This is a genomic window from Marinobacter sp. LV10MA510-1 (assembly GCF_002563885.1).
In the GTDB taxonomy this organism is placed as follows: Bacteria; Pseudomonadota; Gammaproteobacteria; order Pseudomonadales; family Oleiphilaceae; genus Marinobacter.
Genome location: NZ_PDJA01000001.1, coordinates 3,701,647 through 3,714,806 on the forward strand (window position 1 = coordinate 3,701,647; position 13,160 = coordinate 3,714,806).

General features: G+C 54.7%; 11 protein-coding genes and 1 other RNA gene. 4 read left to right on the forward strand and 8 right to left on the reverse strand.

Going from position 1 to position 13,160, the window contains the following annotated elements; translation table 11 throughout:
- Nucleotides 1–11: 11 nt before the first annotated feature.
- The 7 genes from ATI45_RS17905 to iscB form a co-directional block, all read right to left on the reverse strand.
- Nucleotides 12–1,799, reverse strand: a complete 1,788-nt coding sequence (locus ATI45_RS17905) for a GmrSD restriction endonuclease domain-containing protein (RefSeq protein WP_098420977.1) — start codon at nucleotides 1,797–1,799, stop codon at nucleotides 12–14.
- Entirely contained in the window at nucleotides 1,796–3,070 is a 1,275-nt protein-coding gene (locus ATI45_RS17910; protein ID WP_098420978.1) for a restriction endonuclease subunit S, read from the reverse strand. The genes ATI45_RS17905 and ATI45_RS17910 overlap by 4 nt, the downstream gene beginning before the upstream one ends.
- Nucleotides 3,063–5,468 (reverse strand): type I restriction-modification system subunit M, encoded by a 2,406-nt coding sequence (locus ATI45_RS17915; RefSeq protein WP_098420979.1) that lies wholly within the window; start codon nucleotides 5,466–5,468, stop codon nucleotides 3,063–3,065. The genes ATI45_RS17910 and ATI45_RS17915 overlap by 8 nt, the downstream gene beginning before the upstream one ends.
- Before the next feature lie 394 nt (nucleotides 5,469–5,862).
- Nucleotides 5,863–6,225: a transfer-messenger RNA gene (gene ssrA, locus ATI45_RS17920) on the reverse strand.
- A gap of 57 nt (nucleotides 6,226–6,282) precedes the next feature.
- Complete coding sequence (locus ATI45_RS17925; protein WP_098420980.1) at nucleotides 6,283–7,746, reverse strand: wax ester/triacylglycerol synthase family O-acyltransferase; 1,464 nt, start codon at nucleotides 7,744–7,746, stop codon at nucleotides 6,283–6,285.
- Between the two features lie 44 nt (nucleotides 7,747–7,790).
- Complete coding sequence (gene smpB, locus ATI45_RS17930; protein ID WP_098420981.1) at nucleotides 7,791–8,270, reverse strand: SsrA-binding protein SmpB; 480 nt, start codon at nucleotides 8,268–8,270, stop codon at nucleotides 7,791–7,793.
- Nucleotides 8,267–9,664: an RNA-guided endonuclease IscB gene (gene iscB / locus ATI45_RS17935; RefSeq protein ID WP_098420982.1), complete on the reverse strand. Its 1,398-nt coding sequence runs from the start codon at nucleotides 9,662–9,664 to the stop codon at nucleotides 8,267–8,269. Before iscB ends, smpB begins: the two co-directional genes overlap by 4 nt.
- A gap of 463 nt (nucleotides 9,665–10,127) precedes the next feature.
- Between iscB and ATI45_RS17940 the strand changes: the two genes are divergently transcribed.
- From ATI45_RS17940 to ATI45_RS17950, 3 genes are read left to right on the forward strand one after another with little or no spacing between them, the layout of a single operon-like run.
- Nucleotides 10,128–11,504, forward strand: a complete 1,377-nt coding sequence (locus ATI45_RS17940) for a sodium-dependent transporter (protein ID WP_098420983.1) — start codon at nucleotides 10,128–10,130, stop codon at nucleotides 11,502–11,504.
- A 19-nt stretch (nucleotides 11,505–11,523) separates the two neighbouring features.
- Nucleotides 11,524–11,967 (forward strand): type II toxin-antitoxin system RatA family toxin, encoded by a 444-nt coding sequence (locus ATI45_RS17945; RefSeq protein ID WP_098420984.1) that lies wholly within the window; start codon nucleotides 11,524–11,526, stop codon nucleotides 11,965–11,967.
- On the forward strand, nucleotides 11,964–12,245 hold the full coding sequence (locus tag ATI45_RS17950; RefSeq protein ID WP_098420985.1) for an RnfH family protein: 282 nt from the start codon (nucleotides 11,964–11,966) through the stop codon (nucleotides 12,243–12,245). The genes ATI45_RS17945 and ATI45_RS17950 overlap by 4 nt, the downstream gene beginning before the upstream one ends.
- Before the next feature lie 23 nt (nucleotides 12,246–12,268).
- On the opposite strand, the gene ATI45_RS17955 is transcribed toward ATI45_RS17950, so the two are convergent.
- Nucleotides 12,269–12,595, reverse strand: coding sequence for an outer membrane protein assembly factor BamE (locus ATI45_RS17955; RefSeq protein WP_098420986.1), 327 nt, complete (start codon nucleotides 12,593–12,595; stop codon nucleotides 12,269–12,271).
- Between the two features lie 122 nt (nucleotides 12,596–12,717).
- Here ATI45_RS17955 and fur point away from each other — a divergent pair, with 122 nt between their 5' ends.
- Complete coding sequence (fur, locus tag ATI45_RS17960; protein ID WP_041635339.1) at nucleotides 12,718–13,128, forward strand: ferric iron uptake transcriptional regulator; 411 nt, start codon at nucleotides 12,718–12,720, stop codon at nucleotides 13,126–13,128.
- Nucleotides 13,129–13,160: the final 32 nt, after the last annotated feature.

Sequence of the window (13,160 nt, forward strand, 5' to 3'; positions counted from 1 at the left end):
ATGAGTTGCTCTCACGTCAGAGATTTCTTGCCCATCGCTTTTTCAATCAATCCCATTAAAAGCTGCTTGCGCTCTTCAAAGAAGCCTTGAAAATCATCCGCTCTGAGCTGCTCAGTGGGAATAAAGTGCCCATCAAGTATGGTATTCATTTCCTGGTCTGCGAGTTGCACTTGATCATGGCTTTGTAGCTTGGCCAAATATGCCGAGGGCGCATACCCGCCAATCATCCGGTTGGCCTTATAGGAGATCGGCGTCTTGTTAATGATGGAGTCGTAAACCTTGGGCGGGATACCGTTAGCCTCATACCAGGCGCGGGGAAATATGTGGTGAATATCCAGAGCCACTTCTTGAGTGTCCAATTGTTGAATTCGACCCTTCCAAAAGAAATCAGAGGCACCCTCACGCAGGATCAGTACGTTAATGCCTTTGTAGGCGGCACTGAGGCGGCTGCGTAGGGACTCCAAGCGCTCCGGGTCGAAGGAGGCATCAGTAACGGTGCGGGGTATAGCGGTGTCGTCTTCGAACCAGTTCATCAGTTCTTCAAGATCCACTGCAACGCGAGTTTCAACGGCGCCACCGTATAGCTCACCCAAAACGCCGGACCAAAACCAGCGAGCTAGCTTCTGGTGGGTTTTTGGTTCCCGCCAACGCTCGCCGAGAAGTGTCATGGTTGCAGCCAGGGGCACCAGTTGGGTGCCATAAGGCAATTCTCTGCGGCTAAAGAAACACTCGCCGGCCAGGAACTTTGACGCTTCAACAAAACCGGCCTCAACCTGATCGGCCCAGTTCTGGTAGGCAGCAAGGGGAAGTTCAAGCACGGAGGCCCGTTTGGCGCTAACAGGGCGTACATGTTTGCCCTGCTTGCCGTCTGCAATACCCTGGTATTTTCGCTCTCTGGTATGGAGCAGGGTAATGGCCTGCAGAAAGTCTGTGCTTTCGACACCTTTCAGCAACTCGTGCTTGGCAAGCCGATCCCGACGCGAGGCTACTTCACGGATCTCCGAGCCAAACCAGTCATCACGAAGGTTGTAGCCCTCGGCGGCGTAGGTGGCGGTCATCAGTTCAAATACTGAAAGTTGAACACCGCCGGTGTTGACCTTCTCGAATACCAAACAGACAGCCTCTTTGGATGTCTCTTTCTTCAGTTCAATAATGGGAATCTGATAAGCCGAGAAGGCGCCGATCACCTTCTTCTTGAACATCAGAAACTGCTCCATACCCCCCGGGTTGAACTGGAACAGATCCTGAAGCCATTGGGAGTCGTCGAGTATCTTGTCGCAGGGGAAGTGCAGTTGCTGGCATTCGAGCTCCCGGGTGGAGAGGTCCAACTCAACATCTCGGCCAAAATTACTGCGAGTCTGCCGGTTTTCATCCACGGCTTTAACGGCCTCGTCCAGCCGCTCGTCACCCTCCAGGGCCATCGGTATATCGAAGTAGCAATGGCGCAGGATGTCCTTGCCTTTCACTGTGCGTGTATCGACAGGGCTTTCCATGGCAATGGCCTGGGTCAGGCTCGTCAGGCGCTGCTGGCCATCCAGAATTAATCGCTCGGGTTTGTTCGTGACATCTTTGGCTGAAATGCCTTCAACGAGGCGCATCTGGAACCGCACTTCTCCCCCTGTTTCCATCAGCATGACGGCACCTATAGGAAACGAGCGGGCGATGCTCACCAGCAGGCTTTTCACGTGCTCATCATCCCAGACCCAGCCCCGCTGGAAGTCCGGCAGCTGTATCTTGCCGTTGGTGATGTCCTTCAGCAGTTCGGGGAGCGAGCGTTTGGTACTGTCGAAAGTGGTCATGCTTCATCCTTGAGTAGGGCGGTGACGCGGACGTGGCCGGTGAGGAGGTCATCGGCAATGCCAACTTTCAAACGTTTCAGTTTTTCGCACTCTCGGATTGTAGCGGCAATCTCATTTTCATAATTTCTGACGAGTGTAGAAATTACGAGCTGTTCAGTTCTACCGGGCTTAGCCGTCGGAACCGCCTCTAATTTAGTGCGATTGATTGTGTACAGACCTGAGCTCGATGAAGCGGCTTTTCTCCAGTACTGTTTGACGATATGCGAGTTCATCCATAGAAATGCAAAGTGTGGAAGAGAATCTGTTGCTCGCAATCTGAATAGGTGGTTCTGAAAGGTAACTCCTAATACTGCGTCCGTGGCCATCGCGCAGCGACCAATCTCATTCGGGTTTGCGTGACCTTCGACAATCAGGAGATCGTCTTCGGATAGTGATTTTTTTGCTATCTCGTCATCACGCGCATCTAGGTAGGCAATCTCAGAGAGGTCAAGTCTACCCCGATGGACATTGGCAACGCGAAGGTAGGGGCGCGCGTTTCTTTCAGGTTTTCGGTGTGGTCCCAGTGTGAATCCAGAGTCGATATCAAAATCGTGGCGTACAGTGGCAATAGCCCACTCTTTCGGAATCAACCCGAACGCGGACTCCTTATAAATCTCCGGCGCCTGCACCGGCGTGGGGCGGAGTTGGCCGTTTTGGTTGATGCCGCGGGTGAGCAGGTCGTGGAGCAGGCCTTCCTTGATTTTTTCCAGCTTGGCGATCAGAGCCTCGGTTTTCTGGATTTGGGTGTCCAGGGTGTCGAGGATCTGGGCAATTTTAGTCTGTTCATACGGAGGGGCGGTGGGTGTCTGGATGCCAAGTAGGTCAGAGATTCGAATGCCTTTAACTGTCGACCCTACAGACACGCTTTCAGCATGGAATTTAAGACTGTCCAGCAACCTTAAAAGGTACCGTGGACTCACGTTGGCCTTGGGGAACAATGCCTTCACGTCCTGATTGATCGTCACATCGCTGTTACTAATCGCACATCGACCAACGGCCATTCTTGTACAGACGAGAGGTGTACCTGCCGGGATCAAATTGGTAGAGCTTGCTGTTAGGCCTTGCTGGGTAATTGACTCCTCAGTTGAGTCAAGAATCAACTGATTATCTGCAAAGTCTTTAACAGATGCCCAGGGAATTGGCCCGTTCCAAAATCGGGGATTGTTCCGATCTGGGGTGCCACCGCCCTGTTGTCGCTCTACGAGTGACCTCAGTGAACGTTTTTCAAACATACCCGAGCCCCGTCAGAAACCCCTTCAGTTCGGCTGCAGCTACATCCCGCCCCATCTCAATATCCGCCAACGTCACCCTGTACTTGTTCCACCAAGTCTCAAACACAGCAATTACTTCCTGCCGTTGCTGCAGAATGTACCTGTCCAGTATTCCCAGCATGTCGTTATGCAGAATCGTCAGCATCAACGTGGCGGCTCCGGCCTCGTCCAGTGCATCCACTGCTTCGTTCAGGTGCGCCTCAAAGCTGGCTTGTTTAGCTTTCAAAGTCTTGGTGGCTTTGGTGCGCTCGGCCTTCCAGGATTTGATATCCGCCTCAGTGGGTGCATCTTCATCCGGTTCGGCGTCATCTTCGTCGTCCGGCTGGGCGGTTGCAGCTTTGATGCGGGTATCCAGTTCTGCTTTGCGGGCCTTCAGGTCTTCCAGTTCGGCCACGTAGTCCGCCAGCAGGAAGGTCACCAGTTTGTGGTCCAGCGGGTTGGTTTTGTTCTGGTCGTCTTCCAGCAGGGTGATGATGCTGATACGCCAGGCATCCACCACACCCAGCACGCCACGAGCCTGCAGGGTGCGGAACTCGTTTTTGTTCTGGTCCCAGAAGCCGGCGATGATGCCGCGCACGGCAAACCTGTCCAGCATGCCGATGGGGTCCAGGGCGTGGGTGAAAGTGCCAATCAGGTTATCCCGCAGGGCGCTCAGTTGCTGGCCATTGCCAGCGAGCTGGGCAATATGCGTGCCTCGCTGTTGCCACCAAGTTTCGAAAGAATCCTTGAGCCGAGCCTCTTTGTGCTGGACGCCGGCATTCTGCTCGATGGCGGGTTTCAGGGTGCCTTTGTCGGTGAGGTCTTCCCGAAACTCCACATAAGTTTCTTCGCCCGCTTTGGGAAGGAGCAGATCCATGGGGGCCAGGCCCAGGGCGTCAAACAGGGGTTGTTTGGCCTGCACTTCTTTCAGAGGAATGCCGCCCACCAGATGCGCTCGCACATCCTGGGGTTCCGGTGGTGGCGCGTTGTCCGCATAGCGGCGGATGTTCAGGTTGTAGTCGTTCTCCCGCAATTCATCCAGGCTGACGATCCGCGAGAAGCTGTCGGCCTCGGCAAAGGCTTCGTAGGTGCTGACGATCTTTTCGATGTGTTCCGGCAACAAGTGGTTCTGGGCGCGGCCTTCGTAGAATTCCCGGTCCGCATTGATGAACAGCACCTTGCCTTTGCGTTCCGGTGCTTTGGCACCCTTGTTGCGCAATACCAGAATGCAGGCGGGGATGCCGGTGCCATAGAACAGGCTGGACGCCAGGCCGATGACGGCTTCCACCAGGTCGTTCTCCAGCAGGCCGGCACGAATGCGTTTTTCATCACCACCCCGGAACAGCACGCCGTGGGGCATGACGGTGGCCAGCATGCCGTCAGATTTCAGGCTGGCGACCATGTGTTGCAGGAACATCAGGTCGGCTTTTTTGGCGCCTTCCGGTACCTGGCCATACTGAAACCGTTCCGGGAACTGGTTGCTGGGCATAAAACCGATGGAGAAGGGCGGGTTGGTAAGGATGCGGTCAAAGCGCATCAGCTCACCGCCTTCCACATGCTGGGGGTCGGTCAGAGTGTCTTCATTGCGCAGATCGGCGCTGGTGATTCCGTGAAGTAGCATGTTCATCTTGGCAATGGCCCAGACGGAACCGGAGGCTTCCTGCCCAAAAAGTGACAGGTGTTTCGGGTCGCCGCCCTGTTCCTCCAGGTACTCCTTGGACAGGATCAGCATACCGCCGGAACCGCAGCAGGGGTCGTAGACGCTCTGGCCTTCCTGGGGGTTAGCCAGGCGCACCATCATTCGGACTACAGAGCGCGGCGTGTAGAACTCGCCGCCTTTTTTGCCGGCAGAATCCGCAAATTCACCAATTAGGTACTCGTAGGCTGCACCCAACAAATCCGGGAACTCGAAATCTTCGTTGCGCAGGCGGTATTGGCTGAAGTGGACGATCAGATCCCGCAGCTTCCTGTCTGGCAGGGTGGTAGAGCCTACCTTACGGGTAAAGTCGATATGCTCCAGCACGCCTGCCAGGCTGACGTTGTGTTCCTCCAGCCCCGCCAGGGCCTTGTTTAGATAGTTGCCGACGCCGTGGTGGGCGTCGTTCATCAGGAAATCCCAGCGGGACTGTTTGGGCACGTAAAAGGTCGACTTGTACCAGTTCTCCATGTCCGCGATGGCTTCCGCTTCAAACTGGCCCTTGCCTTTGGCCAGCTGGTTTGTAACCACTTCCTGATAGCGTTGCTCGAAAACGTCGGAGCAACGCTTAAGAAACAGCATGCCAAAAATGTATTCCTTGAATTCCGAGGCGTCCATCTTGCCCCGCAGGATGTCGGCGGCTTTGAACAAGTGGCGTTCGAGTTGTTGGAGCGTCAGTGCCATGGGTACTTCCGTTGTGGTGTTGCTGGGAACACTATTTGATAGGTGCGACAGGGAGCGGCGGCGGGTGTCACGAATGTCACGTTTGGTTGTGGTGATATTGCCCGCTCATGGTGGGATGATCAACTGGTCAGGTTGCTAAGGAATCAGGTCTGGCCTCGCAGTGGCGTTTTTTTTCATTTCGCCATGAACAGTGGCCTCCTTCTCACCCTGCAGAAGATCCTTGGTCACTCCACCATATGACCATGCGCTATGCCCACTTTTTTCCTGACTATCTTTCCGACGCTGTTAGGCTTAATCTTTTTTCTGGTGTTGACACTTCGTTGACATACCCACAAAAAATTTAATTCCACAAACGAAAAAAGCCCCTACAATCAGGGGCTTAGTTCGGTTTGGTTGGTGGAGACGGCGGGAATTGAACCCGCGTCCGCCAGCACTGTGCCTTAGGATCTACATGCTTGTGTCCTTCTACTGATTTAACCTCAGACTACCCGAAGGCCAGGGCGTAAGAGGCGAGTTCTTTAGATCTTAGTCGTTAGCCAGTGAACTCTGGATAACGAAGCATCCCGTAAGCGATGACGTCCTGAAATGTAGCTCTGAGCTACGGGCGACTCAGTCAGGACGACTAGCAGCTTACGCTGCTAGTGAGTAGTTTTCGTCGTTTGCGACTATTGCGTTGCAGCTTTGGATTAACGAGATTGGCTGCCATCTCGACATGCACCCAAGGGTTCGCCACCAGCGTCGAAGCCATGTCGTCCCCTTACCGACATTATATGTGGGTGCTCCTGCTAACTTCAAGGGCTGTGTGCCAGAGAATTTAAGCCGGTTGCTTGCACTTGCGCCGAGGGGGCTTGGTTTTGACATTGGCAGCGCGTGGTTTTGCGGGGGTTTCAAGTTCGATACCGGCCGCTGCGGCCAGCTCGTAAAAGCTGTTGTGAAAGTAGTCCATGATGGCGTTGGGGCAGGCCTGAATGCCTTGGTCTACGGTAATGCCGAAATACACGTTGCCGGCGTAGCTGAATATGCTCATGCCAATGCCAATGCTGCCACTTTGCGGAACCCAGAACATGGGTTGGCGCAGCTTACTGCCGGCCAGATAGACCGCTTCCCGCGGGCCGGGCACGTTGGTCAGTACGGCTGAGGCTTTGTTACTGAGCATTGCCAAGGCCCGGCGTTCGAGCATGTCCGGGCCGCGGCCAAAAAGATCCAGCAGGCTGTAGGTTACCTGCGCCTGGTAAGACCGTTTGAGCTCGTTCATAGTGTTTTGAATCTGCTGAAAGCGTGCCTTTGGGCCGTCAATTTCGATGGGCAGGCTAACCAGCATCAAGCCAAACTGATTGCCCAGTTCGGAAATGGGCTGGTTCAGTGGTCGCAAGTTAAACGGCACGGCTACGCGGATTCCGCAGTCGGGAATCGCCTCATTGCTTTCTAGCAGGTGGCGGCGTATGGCGCCGGTTGCAGCGCACAGCAGCGTATCGTTAATGGTGCCGCCCATGGCTTTGGCGCAGCGCTTGACGTCGTTCAGGTTAAGGGCTTCGGCCCAGGCGACCTGTTTGCGACCGCACAGGGGTTGGCGCAGGCCGGTTTTTGGATCGAAGGGCATCAAGCCCAGCTTCAGCAAGTCCAGGGTGATATCGCCAGCGGTGCCAATCAGGCGCAGAGCGTAGCCTGGCTCTGAGCGCAGTGACTGGAACAGAATACTCGCTTGCTGGCCTGCTACTTGGGCGCTGCTGACGGCCTTGTGCATCCAGCGGTTCAGGGGCTTTAACACGGCTTTTTTAGGCCTGGCTGGCCGCGGTTTTGGTAAATGGGGTTGCGGTGTTGGATCGGTGAGTGACAACAGTACCCGCACCAGCGATATACCATCGGCAATGCAGTGATGAATGCGCACAATCAGCGCGCAGCCACCCTGGTAGTTGTCGACGCAATCGATTTGCCACAGCGGCCGGCGAAAATCCATGGTGCTGCTGTTCAGGTCACTCACCAGTGCCTGAAGTTCGGCTTTGTCGGCGTTGCCGGGCAGGGCACGGCGGTGCACGTGGTTATCCAAGTTAAACAGTGCGTCGTCTTGCCAGTATACTTTGCCGCTTTTTTCCACAACACGCTGGCGAAAGCGACGAAATTTCAGAAAACGCTCGTTCAGCACCCGCTTTAGGTCAGCGATGGCAATGGGCGCGTCAAAGATCAGCACCGATGAAACCATCATCGGGTTTTCCGGCGTGTCCATGCGCAGCCAGGAAAGGTCGACACCTGACATGGGGGTTTGCGTAATCTTGCTCATGCGCCTTCCTTATCCTGTGCGCCGCCGTTATTTAGGGCGTTGTCTCAGATATTAGCCTCGCGCAGCACCCGTTGCTTTTGGCGGTTCCAATCCCGTTCTTTTTCGGTGGCGCGCTTGTCGAACAGTTTTTTGCCTTTTACCAGCGCGATCTCGCACTTCACTTTGTTCTTTTTCCAGTAAAGCGCCAGTGGTATGCAGGTACGGCCCTCTTGGCCGACCGAATCCACAATTTTAGCGATTTCCTTGGCGTGCAATAGCAGTTTTCGAGTTCGAGTGGGATCTGCAATTACGTGGGTTGACGCAGTGGTCAGCGGCGTAATATGGGCCCCCAATAGCCAGGCTTCGCCGTCTTTCAGCAGCACGTAAGAGTCAGTCAGCTGTGTTTTTCCTGCGCGCATGGACTTCACTTCCCAGCCCAGCAGGGAAAGACCGGCCTCAAAGCGGTCATCGATGTGGTATTCGTGTTTGGCTTTTTTGTTCAGCGCGATGGTACTGCTTGGAGTACCGGGTTTTTTCTTGCTCATCGATTTTGCGCGGGAAACCCCGTCCTTTTAGGTCGGGGAGGGAGTGCGCGTCGTGCGTCAGCACGACAGACTTTCCTATTTCCCTTCTCCTTTTTGTGGTGTAGGTGATAGCCGTAGCCATCCGCTCTTTGCATGAGCTGGCAGTGCCGGTGATGAATGCCTTGAACGGCTCCGCCCGAGGTTTGAATGTTGAAGCTGCCGGTTTTCCGGATGGCAACCCGGCCTAGCCAAGTGCCTTCCTTTTTGCCGATCGGGACAATGGCTCGAACCATATCGCCGGTTTGGAATCCGTGAACTGATTTCTCTCGCATGAGGTAACCGCGAGGGAAGCCGTGTTTTGTTAGGCGCGTCCGCTTGTAGCTGCCGCGACCAGTGGCTTTTATCCGTAGCGTGGGCTTTTCCCAGTCAAACACGTGTTCGACAACGCCGACACAGACCGCGTCAAAGGCGTGGGTTTTGGGGATACCGAGTCTTTGGCGGTTGAACTTGGTTTGTCCACCCGTGCCGACGTTCACGGGAAGCCCCGTGGTTTTTAGCGATTGGAATAAGTCCCAGCGGGTTGAGTTCACCGCCGCGGCGTCCCGCAAGGGGCGCTTGCACTGGATGAGCACGTTGTCCATTCGGTTTTGCTTGTCTTTCAAGCGGCTGGAGGTTTTGAAAAAATCAGCCAGAGTTTGAGTATCTTTTTCTTCGTTGCAGTGGTGACAGGCGATGGTCAGATTGCTGATTCGGTTAGAGCCACCGTTGGATTTTGGGACAATGTGTTCGATCTCTAAGGGCGTATCGATGGCCGTGCAATAAGCGCATTCGCGGCCCCATTTTTCCAGCAAATACTCCCGAACTTCATAGCCTAACAAGGTACCTTGCTGATACTCAACGCCGCTGATCTCGGGATTTTCCATCTGTTGCAGGTTAAACCGCACCAGTTCTTGGCTGATCGACGTGACCGGCACCAAGGCGCGAAGACGTTTGATGACACTGGTGGTGGTATCCACTCGATGTTGCAGGCTTGGCGCCAGCCAACCTTTTGGCTTTGTCCGGTTGTTGAATCGGGGCGCCCGATAACGCAGCTGACTCCGGCGCCTGCGCCGACATCCCCGGCGCTGGCCCAGCGCTTTGCTGATCTGGCGGCCACGGTGAATCAGCTCGATTAAGCACAAGACGTGCTCCCCTTGGGCGCTGACTCTCGACACCGCTAAGCCGGTTTCTTTGCTACCAGGGTCGATCTTGAGCACGACTTTCTGAACAGTACCGCCAGTGCGGGCTTTCAAACGAAGGGTGAACGGATACACTCTCACCACCACCGCGCGCCTGCGAGCAAGCAAAAGCCGGGCTCGTTTTTCCGAGCAAGGCATCAGTGGGTTCTTCTGTCTGTCGAGTACAAAAACAGCCATATCGTTTTCCAATAATTACCCTTACGGGTCTGGTGTCGGAGGCCGAAACCTCTCTCCCCTCGGGAATGTCTACCACCGGCTCCCGCTTGCGCGGCAACTGAAACCTTCGGCGCTTTACCTTTCGCCAGCGTGATTCCAGTTTTCCAGTGTCCGGTGCTGAGGTAGCACACCGGAGTGGGTCTTAACGACCTGTGGTAAACGTAGCGGGTTGGTGTCCGCTTTCCCTGGTCAACCTGGCGTGTAGGGTGTTCTCTACAAGCCCCGTCGTTCACGGCGGGGTAGTTGACGAATCCGTTATCCGACGTCGCACGAATGTACCGGCCGGCGATTGCTGGTCCGGCAAAGCGTCTATTGTAGCTCAGGAGTGCCAGACCGGTCACGAATTCACCCGCCTGCTGGCAACAGGTCGTGCGCTACAACCGGTATCGGCTACAATAGGCGATCATTTTTGACCGGATTGTTCATGCCGCCGCATCTTCAGGCACAGATGGGATCATTTACCCGCAAGTCCACGTTTTTCTGGGCGGCGACGGGCGCTACTGTGGGATTGGCCAACTTTTGGCAATTTCCCTATCTGGCCAGTCGCCACGGCGGCGGGCTTTTTATTCTGCTTTATTTGGCCTGCCTGTTGTTAATCACTCTGCCACTGGCGATTACCGAAACGTCGTTTGGCCGCTATAGCCGTCATGGAATGGTGCGGGCGATGGACAACTTCGTGCTCACTGCCAAGCGCTCCCGCAATTGGGTATGGCTGGCTTACTTGAGTGTGCTAGCGGCCTTTGTGGTGTTGTCTTATACCGCTGTATTTGGCGCTATTGCGCTGGCCTGGGTGTTTTTTGGCGCCAGTGGGGACTTTACCGGTAATACGGCCGCCCATGCGGCAGGCGTGTTGTCACGCCTGGTGTCTGACCCGCAACGATACCCGGTGTTCATGGCCTGGCACGGTTTCTTTTTGTTGCTGGTGGCCGGTGTGTCTATGCGCGGCGTGGTTCGCGGCCTGGAACGTGCGTTTCGCCTGCTGGTGCCGGCCACTCTGATTTTGCTTGCGGGGTTTGTCGGGTTTGCAGTTTATTTCGGTGAACCCGGTGCTGCGATCACGCGTATGCTGGGGCTACACCCCCAGGATGTCACGATGGACAGCGTTAGAGTCGCGCTGTTTCATGCCTTTTTTACCTTGGGCTTGGGCGTGGGTGTGTGGGCCATTTTTGGTGCTTATAGTTCGCCATACACCCGGTTGAAACGCTCTGTTCTGGCCGTGGTTTTGCTGGATACTCTGGTTGCCGTTCTGGCAGGGCTGGCGCTGTTTGCAGTGGTGGTAGATGTTGATGGTAGTCAGGCCAGCAGGGGTTTTGGTCTGTTGTTTGTGGCCTTGCCTGCGGCGCTGGGCCAGTTGCCTGCCAGCCAGGTGGTTATTGCCCTGCTATTTTTAATGCTGGTAATGGTGATTTGGGCCAGTGCATTGGCGCTGATGGAACCGGTGATTGGCTGGCTGCGGGAGCGCACGGATTTATCGCGGGGCAAAGCGACCTTGCTGGTTCTGGTTTCCTGTTGGCTGCTGGGCCTGCTGTCGCTGTATTCGCTGAATATATGGAGCAGTTATCGGCCCGCGGGCGCAACACTGTTTCGCTGGTTGGAATTGATCTCCGGTGGCGTGTTTATACCGGTTGTTGGGGTGATGTTGTCGCTGTTTGCTGGCTGGTGCCTTACCCGACGTTTATTGCAAAGAATTCTGGGCAATACGCCCGGTTGGTTGTTTGATGGCTGGTATAAGGTAATGCGTTGGGTGTTGCCGCTGGTTGTTGTGTACATCGGCCTGCACTACACATTTATTCTTTTATAAGACAGGACCGTTTTGCCCAATGGCTCATCAGATTGATAAAACCGCGTTGGTGTGGCATTCCGCCGAGCGCATGTTTCACCTGGTTAACGACGTTGCCCGTTATCCGGAATTTCTGCCATGGTGCCGTAGCGCCAGTGTGCAGCGGCAAGATGAGCAGCATGTCACCGCTTCGATGGAAATCGCCAAAGGCGGTTTGAGCCATATTCTGACCACGCGCAACCAGCTCTTGATGCCCGAAGCCATCGAGATGCAGTTGGTGGACGGGCCTTTTAGCAATCTTAGCGGGCGCTGGCATTTCAGGCCGCTACAAGACAACGCCTGCAAGGTGATTCTAACCCTGGACTTCGAGTTTTCCGGATCTTTGGCACGGATGACCTTCGGGCCTATTTTCAATCAGGCGGCAAATACAATGGTAGATGCGTTTTGCCGGCGGGCGGATGCCGTTTATGGAAAAGGCTCATGAGTATTCGGGTAGAAGTGGCTTACGCGTTGCCTGAACGGCAGGAAATTGTAACGGTGGATGTGTCTGAGGGCACCAGTATGTTGGACGCAGTCAAGGCGTCGTCCATCTGTGAGCGGTTCCCGGAGCTGGATCCTGAAAATACTGACATGGGCATTTTTGGTAAGGCAATAAAACAGCCGGGCCAGCATCAAGTGCAGGTGGGTGACCGTATAGAGTTGTACCGCCCGCTCGTGATTGACCCCAAGCAGGCGCGATTGAACAGAGCTAAAAAGCAGTAGGCACTTATAGCTTCAGTCTAGCTTTAGTAGGCGGGCGTCTCTTCCAGCAATTGTGCTTCGTAGTGGGAGAAGCGGTCGTCATCGTAATACACGATAATGCGCTGTTCTTCGATGTCTCCGCCTGCACGTTGGAACGTATAAACGTAATATTCCCGTGATGTGTCTACAGGATTGAGCATCAGCGGTGTGCCCATTACCGCGTGAACCTGGCTGCGGGGCATGCCTTCCGTCAGTGCGGTCAACTCTTTGTTGGTGACAATATTACCTTGTTGGACGTTGATTTTGTAAACGCCGGGAAAGGCACAGCCAGTCAGAAAAAGAGTGAGAATAAGAGCTATGAGCTTTTGCATCGCCGGGGGAAATCCTCTATCTTGAAAATGCCTGCCAATGGCAGATGTCGCACGGGTTGATCCTAAAATGGCGGCCCTATCATACCGGAAGCCGCAAGGCACACCAACGAGTGAATAGTAATATGCCATCTGAAAACGCCGAATTACGAAAAGTCGGTCTGAAGGTTACTCTTCCGCGGGTAAAAATCTTCGGTATTCTTGAAAGCGCTACGCAGCATCACATGAGTGCAGAAGATGTTTACAAAAAGCTTCTGGAGCAGGGTGACGACGTAGGGCTGGCGACCGTTTACCGGGTGTTAACCCAGTTTGAATCAGCGGGCCTGGTGCTGCGGCACAATTTTGAAGGCGGCCATGCAGTATTCGAAATGGCCAGCGAAGACCATCACGACCACATCGTATGTACTGAAACCGGAAAGGTCATCGAGTTTTTTGATCAGGTGATTGAAGATCGGCAGCAAATAATTGCGGCCGAGCACGGTTATGAGATTGTTGATCACAGCTTGACGCTGTATGTGAAACCCATCAAGTCATAAGCCAACTCACGATCAAGCATTTCCCCAAGCGA

Coding starts and splice junctions, on each gene's coding strand:
- ATI45_RS17905 (WP_098420977.1), bottom strand. CDS start 1,799: ATGACCACTTTCGACAGTACCAAACGCTCGCTCCCCGAACTGCTGAAG.
- fur (WP_041635339.1), top strand. CDS start 12,718: ATGCCATCTGAAAACGCCGAATTACGAAAAGTCGGTCTGAAGGTTACT.
- iscB (WP_098420982.1), bottom strand. CDS start 9,664: ATGGCTGTTTTTGTACTCGACAGACAGAAGAACCCACTGATGCCTTGC.
- ATI45_RS17925 (WP_098420980.1), bottom strand. CDS start 7,746: ATGAGCAAGATTACGCAAACCCCCATGTCAGGTGTCGACCTTTCCTGG.
- smpB (WP_098420981.1), bottom strand. CDS start 8,270: ATGAGCAAGAAAAAACCCGGTACTCCAAGCAGTACCATCGCGCTGAAC.
- ATI45_RS17910 (WP_098420978.1), bottom strand. CDS start 3,070: ATGTTTGAAAAACGTTCACTGAGGTCACTCGTAGAGCGACAACAGGGC.
- ATI45_RS17955 (WP_098420986.1), bottom strand. CDS start 12,595: ATGCAAAAGCTCATAGCTCTTATTCTCACTCTTTTTCTGACTGGCTGT.
- ATI45_RS17945 (WP_098420984.1), top strand. CDS start 11,524: ATGGCTCATCAGATTGATAAAACCGCGTTGGTGTGGCATTCCGCCGAG.
- ATI45_RS17940 (WP_098420983.1), top strand. CDS start 10,128: ATGCCGCCGCATCTTCAGGCACAGATGGGATCATTTACCCGCAAGTCC.
- ATI45_RS17950 (WP_098420985.1), top strand. CDS start 11,964: ATGAGTATTCGGGTAGAAGTGGCTTACGCGTTGCCTGAACGGCAGGAA.
- ATI45_RS17915 (WP_098420979.1), bottom strand. CDS start 5,468: ATGGCACTGACGCTCCAACAACTCGAACGCCACTTGTTCAAAGCCGCC.